Origin of the sequence: Thermomonospora curvata DSM 43183 (assembly GCF_000024385.1) — a bacterium.
Taxonomy (GTDB): domain Bacteria; phylum Actinomycetota; class Actinomycetes; order Streptosporangiales; family Streptosporangiaceae; genus Thermomonospora; species Thermomonospora curvata.
The window spans coordinates 4,886,898-4,905,964 of the sequence record NC_013510.1; the positions used below are offsets into that span (position 1 = coordinate 4,886,898).

Genomic DNA, 19,067 nt, shown 5'->3' on the forward strand with positions numbered 1-19,067 from the left:
ACAGCGACGACCGCGCGGTGCCATACCGGCTCCACGCGGTCATATGACGCCCACGGCCGCCGCACCAGTTCGCAGTTCGCGTCATTCCATGACGGACGGCCACCAAACCCGGGGCCTCCGGCACGCGCGCAGCCCGGCGCCCGTTCACACCACAGGGCCGGTGCGGGCGCTCAACGGCCTCGCACCGGCCCCTGTCATCAGTCTTGTGCCGCAAGAGCAGCGCACGCCGCCGCCGGGACGAGCCCGGCACGCATCAGCGCTTGCTGTACTGCGGAGCCTTGCGGGCCTTCTTCAGGCCGGCCTTCTTGCGCTCCTTGACCCGGGCGTCCCGGGTCAGGAACCCGGCCTTCTTCAGGGTCGGCCGGTGGTCGGGGTCGATGATCTGCAGGGCGCGGGCGACGCCCATCCGCAGCGCACCGGCCTGACCGGTCACGCCACCGCCGCCGACGCGGGCGATCACGTCGAACTGGCCCTCGGCGCCGAGCTGGACGAACGGCTCGTTGACCATCTGCTGGTGAACCTTGTTGGGGAAGTAGTTCTCCAGCGTCCGGCCGTTGATCGTCCAGTTGCCGGTGCCCGGCATGACCCGGACCCGGGCGATGGCCTCCTTGCGGCGGCCGGTGGCCGAGGCCGCGCCGACCGCGACCGGCTGGGCCCCGTACTCGGCCGGGGCCTCGGGCGTCTCGGTGGTGTACTCCGACGGGTACTCCTCGTACTCGTCGTACTCGGCACCCTCGACGGGCGTCTCGATGCCGCTGTTCTCGGCCACTGTTCTCCTAGGGTCTTCTAGCCAGGGCGGCGGGCCCGATCGCGCTGCTCGGGTGCCCCGGCGGCCACTGTTTCAGGGTCGTGCCCGGCGGCTGCTCGGCGGGCCGCACCGGCGACCCGCCCCCCGCTCACTGCGCGATCTGGGTGATCTCGTAGGGGATCGGCCGCTGGGCCTGGTGCGGGTGGTCCGGGCCGGCGTAGACCTTCACCTTCTTGAACATCCGGCGCCCGAGCGAGTTCTTGGGGAGCATGCCCTTGATGGCCTTCTCGACCGCTCGCTCGGGGTGCTTGGCCAGGAAGTCCTTGTAGGTGATCGACCGCAGCCCGCCCGGGTAGCCGGAGTGGCGGTAGGCCCGCTTCTGCTCCCGCTTGTTGCCGGTCAGCGCCACCTTGTCGGCATTGACGACGATCACGAAGTCGCCGGTGTCCACATGCGGCGCGTAGATCGGCTTGTGCTTCCCCCGCAGCAGGGTCGCGACCTGGCTGGCAAGCCGACCCAGCACGACATCGGTCGCATCGATGACGTACCACTGACGCTGCACGTCAGCGGGCTTAGGGGTGTACGTGCGCACGGTCGTAAGCCTTCGTTTCTTGTCGACTTCACAGCGGATCCGGGGCACGCCCACCGGATCAACAATGGTCCGAAGCGACACCCTGGAGGCCGGGGCCCTGATACGGGCACACCGGTAGATGCAACGAACTGGCAGAATACCCAGCCCTGCGGGCATGGGTCAAAGCGAGCCGTCGCGAACAGTCTCCCGGCCAGTTTCCAGTATGCCGCATGCGAACCAGTGCCTTGTCACATTCCCCTGCGGCCACGGCATCCACTCTGTCCACATAGTTGCAAAGCATCCGTTTCACGGCACTTGGGGGGATATGGTGCGGAACCGATGCCGGATGACCCGTCCCCGCTCCGGAAGGCTCGACAGCGATGCGTTCCCCCCGCCATGGATCAGCCCCCCGCAAGGAATCCGGCCGCGGCTCCCGGCGCCGGCGCGCCCTGGTCACGACGGCGATCGTGACCGGCGCCGCGCTGGCCGTCGGCACCGGCGTGGCGCTGGACCGCCTGGTGGTGCCGGCGGTCACCGGTGAGCCGCAGAGCACCGGCGCGCTCCCCGCGCCCGGCCCTCGGGCCGATGCGGCCGAAGGCGCTCCCACCGGCCCCGCAAACGCCCCGGAAAGCGGCGCCACCGCGCCGCAGGCCCCCGACGAGCTCGCCCGGTCGTTCGCCGAGCAGTCCCAGCCCTTGAAGGAACTGCGCATGCGGCTGCGCGACCGCGACGGCGCGCAAAGCCCCAAGCCGGAAGGATCCGGCTCAGGCGGCGGCTCCGGCGACAGCGGCTCCGGCGGCGGTGACTCGGGCGGAGACTCCGGCGGCGGTGGCGGATCCGGCGGCTCCGGCGGCGGCTCCGGCGGCGACACCTCCCCTCCGCCCTCCGGCCTGACCGGGATGGAGGCGCAGGTGGTGGAGCTGACCAACCAGGAACGCGCCAAGGCCGGCTGCCCGGCGCTGCGCGTGGACGGCCGCCTGGTGGCGGCCGCGCGGGCGCACTCGGCGGACATGGCCGCCAAGGGCTACTTCAGCCACACCTCCCCCAGCGGCGAGACCTTCGCCGACCGCATCAAGAAGGCCGGCTACCCCAGCCCGGGCGCCGAGAACATCGCCATGGGCTACCCCACCGCGGCCGCCGTCATGAAAGGCTGGATGAACAGCTCCGGCCACCGCGCCAACATCCTCAACTGCGGGCTGAAGGCGATCGGGGTCGGCGTGCAGACCGGCTCCGGCGGCCCGTGGTGGACGCAGACCTTCGGGTGGGCTTAAAGCCGTGACCTGCGACGACCGCCGTTCGGTCGTCCTCCCCTTCCGGCCCCGCCGGCGTGCCGTCGCGCCGCTCAAGCGCGGGCCAAGCCATGCAAATGCGAGGGTAGGGTCCAACACATGGGTTACCCGGGTGACCAAGGCAGTCCCGACGACCGTCCTCCCGAGCCGTACGGCCCGGAGCAGGCCGGCGCCGACCGCCCCGGCGGGGAGGGCGCCTCTCCCTTCTCCCCGCCGCCGGGCGCGTTCGCCGCGCGCCCCGGGGAGCGGTTCGGCGGCGAGTCCTTCGACCGGTCCTTCCCCACCGGACGGTTCGACACCGGGCCCGGCGGGCGATTCGGGCTGGGCTCCTTCGACGACGACGGCGCGGCCGCGCCGGACGGCGGGTCGGGCTTTGCGGACCGCCCCGGGGCCGGGAACCCCCCTTGGGCCTCTCCGTCGCCGCCGGAGCCGCCCCACCGTCCCGGCGACGGCGGCCCCGCGGGCCGGGAGCCCGCCGCCGGCCCCTCCGGCGGGGAGCTGTACGGCGCGATGGGCGAACGTTACTTCGCCGACGACGGCGGCTTCAGCGAGCCCGCCGGGCACCGCAAGCCCGACAAGGACGGCGCGGACTCCAAGCGCGGCCTGCCGCTGCCGGTGACCGTCGGCGGCGCCGTGCTGGCCGGGCTGCTGCTCGTCGGCGGCGGGTTCGCCGCCTCCTCCGCGCTCAAGGGCGGCTCGGGCGACGGCAAGGCGGCCGCCGCCCCGCAGCAGCCGACCGCCACGCCCACGGCGACCCCGACGCCCTCCCTTTCGGCGGCCCCGCTGAACATCAAGCTGAAAAGCCGCGCCACCGACCCCAAGCCGCTGACCCTCAAAGAGGTGTTCGGCAAGGCGTCCTTCACCGCCAAGGGCAAAAAGTACGTCCGCACGGCCTGGAAGCACGAGCGCAACTGCAGCAAGGCCGTCAACGGCGGCAAGCTCGCCGCGACCCTCAAAAAGGGCGGCTGCGTCCAGGTGCTGCGCGCCACCTACGCCCGCGCCGACGGCCTGCTCGTCGGCACCGTGGGCGTGCTGAACCTCAAGACCGACAAGTGGGCCAGGGCCGCCCAGAAGGCCGGCGCGGGACGGGACGCCTACCTGCAGCCGCTGCCCGGCACCGGGTACAGCAAGAAGATCGGCAAGGGCGCCGCGCTGGGGACCTCCCGCGCCCACGGGCACTACCTGATCATGACGTGGGTGCAGCGGCCCGACGGCAAGACCATCGCCAAGAAGTACCACCGGGTCGTATCCGACTTCCAGCAACAGATCATCCTCGGCAGCAACCTGGGCAGGGCCCTGCACTACCGGGGAATCGAAGGCAAACCCCTCACGGGCTGATCGCGGCGAATACCCTGTTTGGCTATGTCTGGACCTGAGGAGACCTCCGAGTCCGCGGTGGACTCGGCGTCCCCCGCCGAAGGCGCCCCGGCGACGCCCGCGCCGCCCAGCTTCGGGCGGGCCGGCGAGGCCGCCGCCGAGCCCGCGGCACGGCCGCAGGCGGCAAAGGCCACGGCGGAAGCGGAGCCGAAGCCGGCTGCGCCCACCTTCACCGTCCCGCTGTTCGGCCCGGACAAGCCCTGGTGGGCGGCCTCCGAGGAGGAACGGCAAGCGGCCGGGGCCGACTCCGGCCCCGCGGCGGACGCATCCGATGCCGAGGCCGCCGCGACCGAGGACGCCTCCCAGACGGACGGCCCCGCCGAGGAGGCGAAGCCCGCCGCCCCCGCGGCAGGCGGCCCCGCCGCCGAGGCCGCCGCGGAGCCCGCCGCCGAGCCGGCGCCGGGCGTCCTGGTGGCCGGGGTGGGCGTGCCCAGCGTGGACACCCGCGGCGCCGTCCCGCCCGAACCGATCAAGGAGCTGCCCGGCCCGTCCTTCCCGGACACCGACCCGGACGGCATCCCGCTGTACCCGGGCCCGCAGGAAGAGCACCGGCCCGAGCGGGAGGCCGGGCGGGAAAAGGCCCCCGCCGCCGAGGCGTCCACCGCCGAGCAGGTCTCCCAGGAGCAGGCCGAGCCCTCCCGGAACGGCAAGAGCGCGCCCGAGGCCCGGCAGACGCCCGTCCAGGACGCCGCATCGGACGATTCCGATGACTCCGACGGCGCGCTGACGCCCGACGCGGTGCTCCCACCCGGCGTCACGCCCCCCGAATACACCGGGCACCACCTCGACGGGCTGCCGCACACCACCTCCGCCGCGCCCGCCGACCAGCTGTCCGAAGGCGGGGTCATCCTGCTGCTGTCCCAGGCGCCGCCGCACGCCGCGCAGGAGCCTCCCCAGCACGGCCCCGAGCGGCGGCCGGCGTCCGCCGAGGCCGAGCAGCCGGTGGTGCGCCGCCGCAACCAGCTGATGATCGCCGTGGTGGCGATCGTGATCGCGATACCGGCCATCGTGCTGGCCGGGTTCGGCCTGTTCTCCGGGTCGGGCGAGGAGAGCCCGCGCGCCGCCAAGCGCCCCTCCCGCAGCGCCTCCCCCGCCCCCGAACGCAGCGCGCCCGCCGCCCCGCCGGCGGCCTCGCCGGCCTCGCCGTCCCCCACCCGCACCGGCCCGTCCAGGATCGACAACGAGAAGACCGACCCCCGCCCGCTGGCGCTGGTGGAGGTGTTCCCCAGCAAGGAGATCGAGCTGGCCGACCGGGTCTTCCTGCGGGACATGACGTCGGTCAACCACCAGTGCGGGCTGACCGCCCGGGGCGCGATGATCGAGGCGCTGGAACGCGGGAACTGCCGCAGCGTGGTCCGCGCCACCTACGTCAACCGGGTCGGGACGATCGCCGTCACCGCCGGGGTGGCGGTCATGCCGACCCGCAAGGCGGCGCTGGCCGCCCACCGGGCCGGCGACCCGGCCGCCTACGAGTGGTTCCGCGGGATGCCCGGCGAGCGCTCCCCCGACATCGACCGGGCGGGCGGCCACGCCGCCGGCACGGTGCGGGGACGCTACATCGTCTACGCCTACGCCACCTATGCCGACGGCACCACGCCCAAACCCGGCGACCGGCTGCTCAAGCAGATCGCCGAAGAGTTCATCGCCTACGGGCTGCGCCCCATCGACAAACGCGCCGCGGAAGGCTCCTGACGGCCCCACGACGCCCGTAACGGGACGGGGGAGGGTCAGGAGTTCACCGGCGCCTCGGAGGCGTTCCCAGAGCCGCTGAGAGTGCGCACCTGCCGGGTCTGCAGGGCCCGGCGGGCCAGCTCCTCCTCATCGTCGGGGTAGCCGATCTCCTCCAGCGACAGCCCGTGCGCGGGCGCCACGTTCACCGCCGAGTCCCGCACCCCGGCGGCCAGCACCCGGGCGGGCCAGTCCACCTCCCGGCGCCCGTCGCCCACCGCCAGCAGCGCGCCGACCAGGGCGCGCACCATCGAGTGGCAGAAGGCGTCCGCCACCACCGTGGCCGCCGCCAACGCGGGCTCCTCGCGCCGCCACTCATAGCGCAGCAGCCGCCGGATGGTGGTCGCCCCCTCCCGCCGGCGGCAGAAGGCGGCGAAGTCGTGCTCGCCCAGCAGACGCGCCGCCGCCTCGTTCATCCGGTCCAGGTCCAGCGGGCGCGGATGCCACAGCACCTCCCGGCGGCGCAGCGGATCCACCCCGGCCTCCCGGTCGCAGACCCGGTAGACGTACCGCCGCCACAGCGCCGAGAAGCGGGCGTCGAAGCCGCGCGGGGCCACCGCGATGCGCCACACCCGCACATCCGGCGGCAGCAGCCCGGCCAGGCGGTGCACCAGCCGGTTGCTCACCGCCGCATACGCCCGCTCGGGGACGTCCACGTGGGCGACCTGGCCGCGGGCGTGCACCCCGGCGTCGGTCCGGCCCGCCACGGTCAGCGCCGGCGGCGGATCCAGCCGCAGCACCCGGCCCAGCGCCTCCTCGATGACGCCCTGCACGGTGCGCCGGTCGGGCTGCCGCGCCCAGCCGGAAAAGTCCGTGCCGTCGTAGCCGATGTCCAGTCGCAGCCGCACCAGTGCCGTCATGCTCATCCTCGTCCTGCGTCAAGCGCTCACCGCACCGCACGCCGCAGACGTCCAGCAAAGCGGCAGGCCCGCCGTCCCCGCAGGGGCGGCGGGCCTGCCATGGCATGCCGAACCGACGTGCGGCGCCTTACTCGGCGTCCTTCTTGGTCTCGGTCTCCTCGGCCTCGGCGGCCTCCTCGCTCTTGGCCTCGGTCGCCTTCTCCTCGGCCTCGGCGGCCTTGCTCTCGGCGGCCTTGGTCTCGTCCTTGCCCTGGACGGTCTTGACCGCGCCGGCCCGCATCGGCTCGGAGACCAGCTCGATGACCGCCATGGGGGCGCAGTCGCCGCGCCGCGGCCCGATCTTGGTGATCCGGGTGTAGCCGCCCGGACGCTCGGCGAACTGCGGGGCGATCTCGGTGAACAGCGTGTGCACCACGCTCTTGTCCCGGATCACCCGGGCCACCAGGCGGCGGTTGTGCAGGTCGCCCTTCTTGGCCTTGGTGATCAGCTTCTCCGCGAACGGACGCACCCGCCGGGCCTTGGCCTCGGTGGTGGTGACGCGGCCGTGCTCGAACAGCGCGGTGGCCAAATTGGCCAGGATCAGCCGCTCGTGCGCGGGGCTGCCGCCGAGGCGGGCGCCCTTGGTGGGCTTGGGCATTGCGGTTTCCTTCCTGCGCCGGCCGTATCAGGTACCGGCGGCTCGTTCATGGACGGCCGTCCCGCCCGGCGCGCGGACGGGACGGCCCCGGGTACTGCGATCAGTACTGCTCGGTCTCGGCGTAGCTGGAGTCGTCGTCGCCGTAGCTGTCGGCCGCCACGCCCGGGTCGAATCCGGGCGGGGAGTCCTTCAGCGACAGGCCCATGTCGGCCAGCTTCTGCTTGACCTCCTCGATGCTCTTGGCACCGAAGTTGCGGATGTCGAGCAGATCCTGCTCGCTGCGCGCCACCAGCTCGCCGACCGTGTGGATGCCTTCGCGCTTGAGGCAGTTGTAGGAGCGGACGGTGAGGTTGAGCTCCTCGATGGGCAGCGCCAGATCGGCCGCCAGCGCGGCGTCCGTCGGCGAGGGGCCCATGTCGATGCCCTCGGCCTCCACGTTCAGCTCGCGGGCCAGCCCGAACAGCTCCACCAGCGTCTTGCCGGCGCTGGCCACCGCGTCGCGGGGCAGCATCGCCGGCTTGGTCTCCACGTCCAGGATCAGGCGGTCGAAGTCGGTGCGCTGCTCGACTCGGGTCGCCTCGACCTTGTAGGTGACCTTCAGGACCGGCGAGTAGATGGAGTCGATCGGGATCCGGCCGATCTCCTGGCCCGGCTGCTTGTTCTGGGCGGCGGAGACGTAACCGCGACCGCGCTCGACGGTCAGCTCCATCTCCAGCTTGGCCTTGCTGTTGAGGGTGGCGATGTGCAGGTCGGGGTTGTGCACCTCGACACCGGCCGGCGGCGCGATGTCGGCGGCGGTGACCTGCCCGGGGCCCTGCTTGCGCAGGTACATCACCACCGGCTCGTCGTGCTCGGAGGAGACCACCAGCTCTTTGAGGTTCAAGATGATGTCGGTGACATCCTCCTTGACCCCGGGGATGGTGGAGAACTCGTGCAGCACCCCCTCGATGCGGATGCTGGTGACCGCGGCACCCGGGATGGACGACAGGAGCGTGCGGCGCAGCGAGTTGCCGATCGTGTAGCCGAAGCCCGGCTCCAGCGGCTCGATGATGAACCGGGACCGGTACTCGTCGATCTGCTCCTCGGTGAGTGTGGGACGCTGAGCGATGAGCATGGGGTGTCCTCCATACCGGCGACGCCCGCTATTTGACGCCGCCGTCGTTGTTCCACCCGGGTTCCTTCGACCCGGGCCATGGAATCGGCCGGTTCGCCTTCTTCCGACCGTACCCGGGCGGAGCGCGGGCCCCGCCCGGGCGGTGAGCCCTTACTTGGAGTAGAGCTCGACGATCAGCTGCTCCTGCACCGGCGTGTCGATCTGCTGCCGGGTGGGCAGGGAGTGGATCAGGATCCGCATGGTCGGCTCGGTGATGGCCTCCAGCCACGCCGGGGTCTGCCGCTCACCGGCCTCGGCGCGGGCCACCACGAACGGGGTCAGCTCGTGCGACTTGGGCTTGACCTCGATGACGTCGTTCTCGCTGACCAGGAACGAGGGGATGTCGACCTTGCGGCCGTTGACCTTGAAGTGGCCGTGCCGGATCAGCTGGCGGGCCATGTCGCGGGACTTGGCGAAGCCGGCCCGGTAGACCACGTTGTCCAGCCGCCGCTCCAGCAGCTGCAGCAGCACGTCACCGGTCTTGCCCGACTTGCGGTTGGCGATCTCGTAGTAGTTGTGGAACTGCTTCTCCAGCACGCCGTAGATGCGGCGGGCCTTCTGCTTCTCGCGGAGCTGCAGCAGGTACTCGGTCTCCTTGGGACGGCCCCGGCCGTGCTCGCCCGGCGGGTAGGGCCGGATCTCGATCGGGCACTTGGGCCCCTCGCACTTGCTGCCCTTGAGGAACAGCTTCATCTTCTCGCGCCGGCAGAGCTTGCAGTCCGCGCCGGTGTAACGAGCCATGGTCCTTCTTCCTCCCGGCCTCAGACGCGACGCCGCTTGGGCGGGCGGCAGCCGTTGTGCGGAACGGGCGTGACGTCCTGGATGGAGCCGACCTCCAGTCCGGTCGCCTGCAGCGAGCGGATGGCGGTCTCCCGGCCCGAGCCCGGGCCCTTGACGAAGACGTCGACCTTGCGCATGCCGTGCTCCATGGCCCGGCGGGCGGCGGCCTCGGCGGCCTGCTGAGCGGCGAACGGCGTGGACTTGCGGGAGCCCTTGAAACCCACGTGGCCCGCGGAGGCCCAGGAGATCACGTTCCCCTGCGGGTCGGTGATCGACACGATCGTGTTGTTGAACGTGCTCTTGATGTGGGCGTGCCCGTGGGCGATGTTCTTCTTCTCCTTGCGGCGCACCTTCTTGGCGCCGACCTTGCTCCTGGGAGGCATCGCTGGCGTCTACTCCTGTGAGGTCGTCGATCCGGTGGCGGGCCGGCCCACCGCGCTGGGTCCGCCGGGGCGGGCCCGGCCCGGTCGGACTACTTACTTCCGGCCGGCCTTCTTCTTGCCGGCCACCGTCTTCTTCTTGCCCTTGCGGGTCCGGGCGTTGGTCTGCGTGCGCTGGCCGCGCACCGGCAGCCCGCGGCGGTGCCGGATGCCCTGGTAGCACCCGATCTCGATCTTGCGGCGGATGTCGGCCTGCACCTCACGGCGCAGGTCGCCCTCGACCTTGTAGTTGGCTTCGATCCAGTCGCGCAGCTTGACCAGCTCCTCGTCCCCGAGCTGGTGGACGCGCAGATCGCCATTGACCCCGGTCTGCCGCAGGGTCTCCAGTGCACGAGTACGGCCGATGCCGTAGATGTAGGTCAGAGCGACCTCGATGCGCTTGTCGCGCGGGAGGTCGACACCAACGAGGCGTGCCATCGTGGGCAGTTCCCTTCCTTACACAGGCGGAGGTCTTGCCCATCGCGCCCCCGCCCCTGCCCGGGCGACGGCCCCGGCCTCCGTCCGGGGGTACCCCACACACAGCCGCGCCGTACGACCCGCTCCGGGTCGTACGGCCACCGTGTGAAGGTTGCGATGAGCTTGTGCGTGTCGTGCGTCAGCCCTGACGCTGCTTGTGCCGCGGGTCCTCGCAGATCACCATGACCCGGCCGTGGCGGCGGATCACCCGGCACTTGTTGCAGATCTTCTTGACGCTCGGCTTGACCTTCACTGTGGTCTCCTAGCGATCAGGGTCGCTCCCCCGCTGCCGGGCGGGGGAGAGGCAACCACAATGATCGTTTTCAGGGTTACTTGTAGCGGTAGACGATCCGGCCGCGGGACAGGTCGTAAGGGCTCAGTTCCACGACGACCCGGTCGTCTGGCAGGATCCGGATGTAGTGCATCCGCATCTTGCCGCTGATGTGGGCGAGCACCTTGTGGCCGTTGTCCAGCTCCACCCGGAACATGGCGTTCGGGAGGGACTCGACGACGGTGCCCTCGATCTCGATGGCCCCTTCTTTCTTGGGCATGTCCTCCGCGCTTCGCTGCTCGGCATCGTCTGGGGTTCGGCCCGGCTTCCCTGAATCCATCCAGGGACACGGCCACACCCGGTGCGCGTAGGCATGGGTCAACAGGCGACCGAAAACGGACCGACTCAGGAGTCTACGTCACCGGCCCGCCGAACGCGAAATCACACGGCGACATGACAACCGGCACCGCTCCCGTCCCCAGCTTACTCCCTAATCCGTTGTACCTTTCCTAAAGCAGGACTTTAAGGAGGATCGGCATGCCGAACTACGACTTCGAGCTGATCCTCAGTCGCCCGTTGCTGGAGGCCGAGCTCGACCCCCTCTTCCAGCTCACCCACGGCCTGGTGACCGTGGGGTTCGTGCGCGAGCTGCGCGGCAAGGAGCAGCGCGGCCAGGCCGGATGCCGCTGGCAGGCGCCCTCGCTGTCGGCGGCCATCATGGAGGTCATCGAGCTTTTGGAGTCGCTCGAGCCGCCGGCGGAGGACGTCCCCCCGCTGCGGGTGCTGTCGGTGGAGGCCGACCCGCTGCTGTCGATGCGCGACATCGCCGAACGGGTGGGCCGTTCCCTGGAGTCGGTGCGGCTGTGCATCCGCGGCACCCGCGGCCCCGGCAACTTCCCGCCCTCGGAGACCACCAGCGCCGGGCACCGGCTGTGGCGGTGGTCGCGGGTGGCCGCCTGGTACGGCGTGGAGGACCCGCAGCTGCACGAGGCCGGCCCCACCTCCCAGGCCATCAACGGCTGGCTGGCGCTGCGGGACGTGGTGCCCCAGGTCGCCCCCGCACCGGAGGAGGTCACCTCGGCGCTTTCGGCGGTTCTTTCAAACGTGGCTTAAAACCTGTCAAGATCTCCCTGACGTTCTCCCCGGACGTCCTCGTGTGCGAGCACGGGCGCGTGACGGCGCCCACGGCGGGGAGAGACCGACGGGACGGCGCACGCCGCCCGCACCGGGCAAGCGCATCGGAAGAAGAAGATCAATGACGATCATCGCTCAGCTCAGCGACATCCACCTGGCCGCCGGGGCCGACGGCCGGGTCGACGATCGCTCCGGCCCGGTGCGCGCCCTCCGCAGCGCCGTCTCCAGCCTGCTGGCCCTGCCGCAGCGGCCGGACTGCGTGGTGCTCACCGGCGACCTGGCCGACCGGGGGCTGCCCGTCGAATACGAGCGGCTGCGCGCGCTGCTGTCGCCGCTGCCGATGCCCGTCTTCCCGCTGCCCGGCAACCACGACGACCGGGCCGCGCTGCGGGAGGCGTTCGCCGACCGCACCGCCGCCTGCGCCGCCCCCGACCCGCAGGCGCCCTTCCAGTACGCCGTCCAGGTCCGCGGGGTGCGCCTGGTGTGCTGCGACACCACCGTGCCCGGCGAGTCCCACGGGGAGCTGGACGAAGAACGCCTGCAGTGGCTGGACGCCGCCCTGGCGGCCGCCCCCGACGTCCCCACGGTGGTGGCCACCCACCATCCGCCCTTCCCCATCGGGGTGCGTTTCCTGGACGAGGCGGGGCTGCGCGATGCGGCCGCCCTCGGCGCCGTGCTGGCCCGCCACCCGCAGGTGGAACGGGTGATCAGCGGGCATGTGCACCGGGCCGCGGTCGGCCGCATCGGCGAGATCACCGCGGTCACCTGCCCCAGCACCTACCGGCAGATCTACCTGGACACCACCTCCCCCGGCCAGGCCGCGGTGACCGGCGAGCCGGGGGGTTTCAGCCTGCACCTGGTGGGCGAGGGCCGGCCGGGGGTGTCCCACTTCGTCCCCACCGGCGACTACCGGCCGCTGATGCACGTGGACTGAGTGGGCCTGGAACGGTCAAAAACGCCGGCCGCCGAAGAGAGTGCTGATCAGCAGCACCGCGCCCCAGGGCCCGGCCACCCAGATCCACCACGGGTAGACCAGCTCCCCGGTGAGCGCCAGCGCCAGCCAGATGGTGAAGTTGATCCCGCTGGCCATCGCCCAGGCGGCCCACACCGCCGCGATCCCCCGCCGGGAGAGCCCGCCGGCCGGTTCGCGCGGCGATGCCGCGGCGCCGGAGCGGTGCGCCGGCGGCGCCGGGCGGGCCTGCAGGTCCTCCTCGGGCAGGTCGGCGGTGATGCCGGCCAGCTCCCCGTAGGTCTTGGCCGCGTAGACGGCCTCCAGCCGCTCCTGCAGTTCCTCCACGGTGATGCGGCCCACCGCGCAGTGCTCGCGCAGCGCCTCGGCGACCCGGTCCCGGTCGGCGTCCGAGGCGCGCATCCGGGGGTCGGGAGTGGTCATCGCGATCGCCCTCAGCCCCGGGCTCCGAGGCGGGCGAACCACTCCCGGCCCTCGTCCAGCGCGGTGAGCACCCGCGGGCCGTCCGGCGTCACCGCGAAGGTGTGCTCAAAGTGCGCCGAGTGCCGGCCGTCGGTGGTGACCACCGTCCAGCCGTCGGCCAGCTCGCGGGTCCGCTTGGTGCCGAGGTTGACCATCGGCTCGACGGCAAAGCACATGCCGGGCCGCAGCACCGGCCCGCGGCCGGGCTCCCCGTGGTTGGGGATCATCGGGTCCATGTGCATCTGGGTGCCGATGCCGTGGCCCCCATAGCCCTCCACGATGCCGTAGCGGCCCTGAGAGCGAATGTAGGACTCGATCGCGTGCGAGATGTCGCTCAGGCGCGCCCCGGCCACTCCGGCCGCCAGACCGTGCCACAGCGCCGTCTCGGTGACCTCCAGCAGCCGGCGCCGCTCGGCGTCGATCTCGCCGACCGGGACGGTGATCGCCGCGTCCCCGTGCCAGCCGTCCACGATGGCGCCGCAGTCGATGGAGATGATGTCCCCCTCGGCCAGCACCTTGTCGGGCCTGGGGATGCCGTGCACGACCTCCTCGTTCACCGAGGCGCAGATCGTGGCGGGAAAGCCGTGGTAGCCCTTGAAGGAGGGGATGCCGCCATGCGAGCGGATGTGGTCTTCGGCGATGGCGTCCAGGTCGGCGGTGGTGATGCCGGGCTTGACCGCCTCGCGCAGCACTTCCAGCGTCCGGCCGACCAGCAGCCCGGCGGCCCGCATCGCCTCGATCTGCTCCGGGCTCTTGATCTGGATGACCGGACCGCGCCTGCGCCTACCCCACACGTGACTTCCCCTCCCATCGGTTCCGCGGGCACGCGGTCACCGCACACGCCGCGACGCCCGTCCCCGCCGCCGGGCACGTGGCATCCAGACCACGGCCGGGCGGCCGGAGGCCGGGCGTCGCGGAACGCCGCTTGCGGAGCCGACGGGCGGTGCTCAGGCGCGGAAGTTGCGGATCGCCTGGAGCGCCCGCTCGGTGACCTCCTCAATCGGCCCGGTCGCGTCGATGCCGACCAAAATGCCCTCATCGGCATAGAACGACACCAGCGGTGCGGTCTGTTCCTGGTAGACCTCCAGGCGGTGCCGGACGACGTCCTCCTTGTCGTCGTCCCGCTGGAACAGCTGACCACCGCAATCGTCGCAGATGTCGTCCTGCTTGTCGTCCCAGTCGACGTGCCAGATCTTGCCGCATTGGCTGCAGGTGCGGCGACCGGACAGCCGGCGCACCACCTCCTCCTCGTCCACCCGCAGCTCCAGCACCACATCTAGCCGGGTGCCCCACTCGGAGTCGAGGATCTTCTTGAGGGTCTGCGCCTGCGGCACGTTGCGCGGGAAACCGTCCAGCAGGAACCCGTCGGCGGCATCCTTTTCGGCCAGGCGGTCACGGACCATGGCGATGGTGATCTCGTCGGGGACCAGATCACCCCGGTCCATGTACTGCTTGGCCTTGCGGCCGAGCTCGGTGCCACTGCTGACGTTGGCACGGAAGATGTCACCTGTCGAGATCTTCGGGACGGACAGGTGAGACGCGATGAACTGGGCCTGAGTCCCCTTGCCCGCACCAGGGGGGCCCACCAGGACGATACGCACTACCGGAGGAAACCCTCGTAGTTACGCTGCTGCAGCTGGCTTTCGATCTGCTTCACGGTATCCAGTCCAACGCCGACGACGATCAGGATGCTCGTCCCGCCGAACGGGAAGTCGTTGGTCGCCTTCAGGAGTGCGAAGGCCACCATCGGGATCAGCGAGACCAGTCCCAGGTACAGTGCGCCGGGTGTGGTGATCCGGGTCAGCACATAGTCCAGGTACTCGGCTGTGGGCCGTCCCGGACGGATGCCTGGGATGAACCCACCATACTTCTTCATGTTGTCGGCCACTTCAGTGGGGTTGAAGGTAATGGCCACGTAGAAGTACGTGAAGAAGATGATGAAGCCGAAGAAGACGGCCATGTGCCAGGGATTGTCCTGCTGCAGATAGGGCTGCAGCTTGATCATCCACTTGTTCTCCGGCCACAGCTGCGTCGCCAGCACCGGCAGGTACAGCAGCGACGAGGCGAAGATCACAGGGATGATGCCCGCCTGGTTGACCTTGAGCGGGATGTAGGTGGAGGTGCCGCCGTACATCCGCCGGCCGACCATCCGCTTGGCGTACTGGACGGGGATGCGGCGCTGGGCCTGCTCCACGAACACCACACCGGCCATGATCGCCAGGCCGACCACCAGCACCAGGGCGAAGGCGAACGCGCCCTTGCTGGTGTAGATCGCCCAGAACTGCGCCGGGAAGACCGCCACCACCTGGGTGAAGATCAGGATCGACATGCCGTTGCCGATGCCCCGGTCGGTGATCAGCTCGCCCAGCCACATGATCACCGAGGTGCCCGCGGTCATCACCACGACCATGGTGATGATGCTGAACAGGTCGGTCTTGTAGAGCACGTCCCCGACGGCGGCGCCCTGGAAGAGGTTGCCGGTCGCGGCCATCGCCACGATCCCGGTGGCCTGCAAGATGGCCAGCCCGATGGTCAGGTAACGGGTGTACTGTGTGATCTTGTTGGTGCCGGCCTGGCCCTCCTTCTTGAGGGCCTCCAGCCGCGGGATCACCACCGTCAGCAGCTGCAGGATGATGCTGGCGGTGATGTAGGGCATGATCCCCAGCGCGAACACCGACAGCTGCAACAGCGCCCCGCCGCTGAACAGGTCGACCAGGCCGTAGATCTGGCTCTGGTCGCCCTCGCGGGCGCTCTCCACCGCCTCCCGGATCGCCTCGGTGTTGACGTTGGGCGTCGGCAGCTGCGAGCCGATCCGGAAGATGACGATGATGAACAGCGTGAACAGGAGTTTCTTGCGCAGGTCAGGGGTACGGAACGCCCGCACGATCGCCGTTAGCACCAGTCCTCCTGCGCGAATCGATGTCTGCGGCCGCCAACGGGGCCGGGTCCTGCATGGGCCGCGCCGCGCCATGCGCTCACCGCATGGCGACGCGCCGCTCGAACTTGTCGCACTCTAACAGCAGACGCAACCGGGGCTCGCCCCCCGAACGCCACGGACCTTACGGCCCTCAGCGAACGGGCGCCCCGCATGTGAGCCCGCACAACCGGGCGCATGCGGGGCGTTTTCCGCGGCTCGGGAGGCACCTCCCGGGCCGCTGCGAGCCCCGGTCGCGTCATCGCTTTCGTCCCGTGCCTGTCACAGCACGTCGACGGTTCCGCCGGCGGCGGTGATCTTCTCCTTGGCGGAGGCGGAGAAGGCGTGCGCCTTCACCTGCAGCGCCACGGAGATCTCGCCGTCGCCGAGCACCTTGACCGGCTTGTTCTTGCGAACCGCGCCCTTGGCCACCAGGTCCTCGACGGTGACCTCACCGCCCTGGGGGTACAGCTCGGCCAGCTTCTCCAGGTTCACCACCTGGTACTCGACCCGGAAGCGGTTCTTGAAGCCCTTGAGCTTGGGAACCCGCCGGATCAGCGGCATCTGGCCGCCCTCGAAGCCGAGCGGCACGGTGTCGCGGGCCTTGGTGCCCTTGGTGCCGCGGCCGGCGGTCTTGCCCTTGGACGCCTCACCCCGGCCCTTGCGGATCTTCCGCTTGTTGGCGCCGGGGGCGGGGCGCAGGTCGTGCACCTTGAGGGGGCCGCCCTCGGTGACGTCCGCCATGATCAGTCGACCTCCTCGACGGTGACCAGGTGCGCCACCGTCCGGATCATGCCGCGCACCTGCTGGGTGTCCTCGCGGATCACGCTGTCGCCGATCCGCTTCAACCCCAGGGTGCGCAGCGTGTCACGCTGGTTCTGCTTCTCGCTGATCCGCGACTTGACCTGGGTGATCTTCAGCCGGCTCATGAGGCGACCTCCACCCGCGGCTCGGTGCCGGCGGCCCAGGCCCGCAGCATCGGGGCCGGGACCACGTCCTCCAGCGGCAGACCGCGCTTGGCGGCGATCTCCTCCGGCCGGCTGAGCTGCTTGAGCGCCGCCACCGTGGCGTGCACGATGTTGATCGCGTTCGCGCTGCCCAGCGACTTGCTCAGCACGTCCTGGATGCCGGCGGCCTCCAGGACCGCGCGCACCGGGCCACCGGCGATCACACCGGTACCGGGGCTGGCCGGGCGCAGCAGCACCACGCCGGCCGCCTTCTCGCCCTGCACGGCGTGCGGGATCGTGCCCTGGATCCGCGGCACCTTGAAGAAGTGCTTCTTGGCCTCCTCGACGCCCTTGGCGATCGCCGCGGGCACCTCCTTGGCCTTGCCGTATCCGACGCCGACCGTGCCGTTGCCGTCACCGACGACCACCAGGGCGGTGAAGCTGAAGCGCCGACCACCCTTGACGACCTTCGCGACGCGGTTGATCGCTACGACGCGCTCGATGTACGACTGTCCCTTGTCGGCGCCACCGCGGCGGTCGTCGCGGCGATCGCGACGGTCGCCACCCTGACCGCCACCGCGCCTTTGCGCTGCCATCAGTGGTTCCTTCCGTTGTCAGGGTTCGTGAGGGCCATCGTGTGCGATGCGTGGGCCTTCATCAGAACTCCAGCCCGCCCTCGCGGGCGCCGTCCGCCAGTGCGGCGACCCGCCCGTGGTACTTGTTGCCGCCCCGGTCGAAGACCACCTTGACGATGCCGGCCTCGCGGGCCCGCGCCGCCAGCAGCTCGCCGACCTTGCGGGACTTGGCGGTCTTGTCGCCATCGGCGGCGCGCAGCTCGGCCTCCATGGTGGAGGCGCTGACCAGCGTGTGGCCGATGGTGTCGTCGATCACCTGGGCGTACATGTGCCTGGTGGAACGGGTCACCACCAGGCGCGGCCGTTCGGGGGTCCCGATGACCTTCTTGCGGACCCGCAGATGCCGCCGGGCACGCGCCTTGGCCCGCGGCGAGTTCTTCCTGCGAGCTAGGGTCTTGGCCGCCATGACTACTTACCAGCCTTTCCGACCTTCTTGCGGACCTGCTCGCCCTCGTAGCGCACGCCCTTGCCCTTGTAGACGTCGGGCTTGCGGAACTTGCGGATCTTGGCGGCGGTCTCGCCGACCTTCTGCTTGTCGATGCCGTCCACGTGGATCAGCGCGTTGATCTGGTCACGACGCACGGTCTCGACGCGCAGGGTGATCCCCTCAGGCGCCGTGTACTCGATCGGATGGCTGTAGCCGAGCTTGAGCTCCACCTTGTTGGGGCCCTTGGAGGTGGCGGTGTAACCGACGCCGCGGACCTCCAGGGTCTTGGTGTAGCCCTTGGTGACGCCCTCGACCATGTTGGCGATGAGCGTGCGGGTCAGCCCGTGCAGCGCGCGGACGGTGTTGATGTCGTTGGGCCGGGTGACCTTGACCACGCCGTCGTCGAGCGTGACCTCGATCGGCTCGGCGACGGTGTGCTTCAGCTCTCCCTTGGGCCCCTTGACGGTGACCTCACGGCCGTCGATCTTGATGTCGACGCCGCTGGGGACGGGGATGGGAAGACGTCCGATGCGAGACATGTGCTACTTCCCTCCCCTCACCACACGTAGGCGAGGACTTCGCCGCCCACGCCGCGCTTCTTGGCCTGCTTGTCGGTCATCAGGCCGGAGGACGTGGAGATGATCGCCACGCCCAGCCCGCCCAGCACCTTCGGCAGGTTGTCCTTCTTGGCGTACACCCGCAGACCCGGCTTGGAGACGCGCTTGATACCGGCGATCGCGCGCTCCCGGGTCGGGCCGAACTTCAGGTCGATCACGAGGGTCTTGCCGACCTTGGCGTCCTCCACGTGCCAGCCGGCGATGTAACCCTCCTGCTGGAGGATCTCGGCGATGTGCGCCTTGATCTTCGAGTACGGCATGCTCACACTGTCGTGGTATGCCGCGTTGGCGTTCCGCAGACGCGTCAGCATGTCTGCGATCGGGTCGGTCATCGTCATGGCCTACAGGCCCCTCCCCACCGCGGTTTCCGCCCGCAGGCGGACCTTCGGCGTGGTCGTGGGCGCCGGCTCCTTTCCGGATGGGGAAAGTCCGCCGGGCGCCCGGTTGCTAATTCCTCAGGGTTACCAGCTCGACTTGGTGATGCCGGGCAGCTCGCCGCGGTGCGCCATCTCCCGGAAGCAGATCCGGCACAGGCCGAACTTGCGGTAGACCGAGCGCGGGCGCCCGCAGCGCGAGCACCTGGTGTAGGCGCGCACCTTGAACTTGGGCTTGCGGGCCGCCTTGGCGATCAGCGCCTTCTTCGCCATTCCT

26 protein-coding genes are annotated in these 19,067 nt (G+C 70.6%); 5 read left to right on the forward strand and 21 right to left on the reverse strand.

Going from position 1 to position 19,067, the window contains the following annotated elements; translation table 11 throughout:
* Nucleotides 1–253: 253 nt before the first annotated feature.
* Both rpsI and rplM read right to left on the reverse strand, forming a co-directional pair.
* On the reverse strand, nt 254–769 hold the full coding sequence (gene rpsI, locus TCUR_RS21030; protein ID WP_012854593.1) for a 30S ribosomal protein S9: 516 nt from the start codon (nt 767–769) through the stop codon (nt 254–256).
* 127 nt (nt 770–896) lie between these two features.
* On the reverse strand, nt 897–1,340 hold the full coding sequence (gene rplM, locus TCUR_RS21035) for a 50S ribosomal protein L13 (protein WP_012854594.1): 444 nt from the start codon (nt 1,338–1,340) through the stop codon (nt 897–899).
* Between the two features lie 359 nt (nt 1,341–1,699).
* Between rplM and TCUR_RS27200 the strand changes: the two genes are divergently transcribed.
* The 3 genes from TCUR_RS27200 to TCUR_RS21050 all read left to right on the forward strand — a co-directional run bounded on the left by TCUR_RS27200 (nt 1,700) and on the right by TCUR_RS21050 (nt 5,677).
* A complete protein-coding gene (locus tag TCUR_RS27200) occupies nt 1,700–2,590 on the forward strand; it encodes a CAP domain-containing protein (protein WP_012854595.1) in 891 nt (296 codons plus the stop codon).
* A 117-nt stretch (nt 2,591–2,707) separates the two neighbouring features.
* Nucleotides 2,708–3,946, forward strand: a complete 1,239-nt coding sequence (locus TCUR_RS21045; RefSeq protein ID WP_012854596.1) for a hypothetical protein — start codon at nt 2,708–2,710, stop codon at nt 3,944–3,946.
* Between the two features lie 24 nt (nt 3,947–3,970).
* Nucleotides 3,971–5,677 carry a hypothetical protein gene (locus tag TCUR_RS21050; protein ID WP_012854597.1) on the forward strand — a complete coding sequence of 569 codons (1,707 nt, stop codon included), beginning with the start codon at nt 3,971–3,973 and terminating at the stop codon, nt 5,675–5,677.
* A gap of 35 nt (nt 5,678–5,712) precedes the next feature.
* On the opposite strand, the gene truA is transcribed toward TCUR_RS21050, so the two are convergent.
* The 8 genes from truA to infA form a co-directional block, all read right to left on the reverse strand.
* Nucleotides 5,713–6,573 carry a tRNA pseudouridine(38-40) synthase TruA gene (gene truA, locus TCUR_RS21055; protein WP_148233075.1) on the reverse strand — a complete coding sequence of 287 codons (861 nt, stop codon included), beginning with the start codon at nt 6,571–6,573 and terminating at the stop codon, nt 5,713–5,715.
* A gap of 127 nt (nt 6,574–6,700) precedes the next feature.
* A complete protein-coding gene (gene rplQ / locus TCUR_RS21060) occupies nt 6,701–7,210 on the reverse strand; it encodes a 50S ribosomal protein L17 (RefSeq protein ID WP_012854599.1) in 510 nt (169 codons plus the stop codon).
* 100 nt (nt 7,211–7,310) lie between these two features.
* On the reverse strand, nt 7,311–8,324 hold the full coding sequence (locus tag TCUR_RS21065; RefSeq protein ID WP_012854600.1) for a DNA-directed RNA polymerase subunit alpha: 1,014 nt from the start codon (nt 8,322–8,324) through the stop codon (nt 7,311–7,313).
* Nucleotides 8,325–8,474: 150 nt separating this feature from the next.
* Nucleotides 8,475–9,104 carry a 30S ribosomal protein S4 gene (rpsD, locus tag TCUR_RS21070; RefSeq protein WP_012854601.1) on the reverse strand — a complete coding sequence of 210 codons (630 nt, stop codon included), beginning with the start codon at nt 9,102–9,104 and terminating at the stop codon, nt 8,475–8,477.
* Between the two features lie 20 nt (nt 9,105–9,124).
* Nucleotides 9,125–9,526 carry a 30S ribosomal protein S11 gene (rpsK, locus tag TCUR_RS21075; RefSeq protein WP_012854602.1) on the reverse strand — a complete coding sequence of 134 codons (402 nt, stop codon included), beginning with the start codon at nt 9,524–9,526 and terminating at the stop codon, nt 9,125–9,127.
* 93 nt (nt 9,527–9,619) lie between these two features.
* Nucleotides 9,620–10,000: a 30S ribosomal protein S13 gene (gene rpsM / locus TCUR_RS21080; RefSeq protein WP_012854603.1), complete on the reverse strand. Its 381-nt coding sequence runs from the start codon at nt 9,998–10,000 to the stop codon at nt 9,620–9,622.
* A gap of 178 nt (nt 10,001–10,178) precedes the next feature.
* On the reverse strand, nt 10,179–10,292 hold the full coding sequence (gene rpmJ, locus TCUR_RS21085; protein ID WP_012854604.1) for a 50S ribosomal protein L36: 114 nt from the start codon (nt 10,290–10,292) through the stop codon (nt 10,179–10,181).
* A gap of 76 nt (nt 10,293–10,368) precedes the next feature.
* Complete coding sequence (infA, locus tag TCUR_RS21090) at nt 10,369–10,590, reverse strand: translation initiation factor IF-1 (protein ID WP_012854605.1); 222 nt, start codon at nt 10,588–10,590, stop codon at nt 10,369–10,371.
* A 257-nt stretch (nt 10,591–10,847) separates the two neighbouring features.
* On the opposite strand from infA, the gene TCUR_RS21095 reads away from it, so the two are divergent.
* Nucleotides 10,848–11,423, forward strand: coding sequence for a hypothetical protein (locus TCUR_RS21095; protein WP_012854606.1), 576 nt, complete (start codon nt 10,848–10,850; stop codon nt 11,421–11,423).
* A gap of 142 nt (nt 11,424–11,565) precedes the next feature.
* A complete protein-coding gene (locus TCUR_RS21100) occupies nt 11,566–12,378 on the forward strand; it encodes a phosphodiesterase (protein ID WP_012854607.1) in 813 nt (270 codons plus the stop codon).
* A gap of 15 nt (nt 12,379–12,393) precedes the next feature.
* Here TCUR_RS21100 and TCUR_RS21105 read toward each other — a convergent pair whose 3' ends face one another.
* From TCUR_RS21105 to TCUR_RS21155, 11 genes are all read right to left on the reverse strand, one after another.
* Nucleotides 12,394–12,837, reverse strand: coding sequence for a DUF1707 SHOCT-like domain-containing protein (locus tag TCUR_RS21105; RefSeq protein WP_012854608.1), 444 nt, complete (start codon nt 12,835–12,837; stop codon nt 12,394–12,396).
* An 11-nt stretch (nt 12,838–12,848) separates the two neighbouring features.
* Nucleotides 12,849–13,670, reverse strand: coding sequence for a type I methionyl aminopeptidase (map, locus tag TCUR_RS21110; protein ID WP_012854609.1), 822 nt, complete (start codon nt 13,668–13,670; stop codon nt 12,849–12,851).
* Nucleotides 13,671–13,823: 153 nt separating this feature from the next.
* A complete protein-coding gene (locus tag TCUR_RS21115) occupies nt 13,824–14,477 on the reverse strand; it encodes an adenylate kinase (protein WP_012854610.1) in 654 nt (217 codons plus the stop codon).
* Nucleotides 14,477–15,775, reverse strand: coding sequence for a preprotein translocase subunit SecY (gene secY, locus TCUR_RS21120; RefSeq protein ID WP_012854611.1), 1,299 nt, complete (start codon nt 15,773–15,775; stop codon nt 14,477–14,479). The genes TCUR_RS21115 and secY overlap by 1 nt, the downstream gene beginning before the upstream one ends.
* A 297-nt stretch (nt 15,776–16,072) precedes the next feature.
* Nucleotides 16,073–16,534, reverse strand: coding sequence for a 50S ribosomal protein L15 (gene rplO / locus TCUR_RS21125; protein ID WP_012854612.1), 462 nt, complete (start codon nt 16,532–16,534; stop codon nt 16,073–16,075).
* 2 nt (nt 16,535–16,536) lie between these two features.
* Nucleotides 16,537–16,719 carry a 50S ribosomal protein L30 gene (rpmD, locus tag TCUR_RS21130; RefSeq protein WP_012854613.1) on the reverse strand — a complete coding sequence of 61 codons (183 nt, stop codon included), beginning with the start codon at nt 16,717–16,719 and terminating at the stop codon, nt 16,537–16,539.
* Complete coding sequence (gene rpsE / locus TCUR_RS21135; RefSeq protein ID WP_012854614.1) at nt 16,716–17,333, reverse strand: 30S ribosomal protein S5; 618 nt, start codon at nt 17,331–17,333, stop codon at nt 16,716–16,718. Before rpsE ends, rpmD begins: the two co-directional genes overlap by 4 nt.
* Before the next feature lie 61 nt (nt 17,334–17,394).
* Nucleotides 17,395–17,778 (reverse strand): 50S ribosomal protein L18, encoded by a 384-nt coding sequence (gene rplR / locus TCUR_RS21140; protein ID WP_012854615.1) that lies wholly within the window; start codon nt 17,776–17,778, stop codon nt 17,395–17,397.
* A gap of 2 nt (nt 17,779–17,780) precedes the next feature.
* Entirely contained in the window at nt 17,781–18,338 is a 558-nt protein-coding gene (gene rplF, locus TCUR_RS21145) for a 50S ribosomal protein L6 (RefSeq protein WP_012854616.1), read from the reverse strand.
* Nucleotides 18,339–18,355: 17 nt separating this feature from the next.
* A complete protein-coding gene (gene rpsH, locus TCUR_RS21150) occupies nt 18,356–18,754 on the reverse strand; it encodes a 30S ribosomal protein S8 (protein WP_012854617.1) in 399 nt (132 codons plus the stop codon).
* Between the two features lie 123 nt (nt 18,755–18,877).
* Nucleotides 18,878–19,063: a type Z 30S ribosomal protein S14 gene (locus TCUR_RS21155; protein ID WP_012854618.1), complete on the reverse strand. Its 186-nt coding sequence runs from the start codon at nt 19,061–19,063 to the stop codon at nt 18,878–18,880.
* Nucleotides 19,064–19,067: the final 4 nt, after the last annotated feature.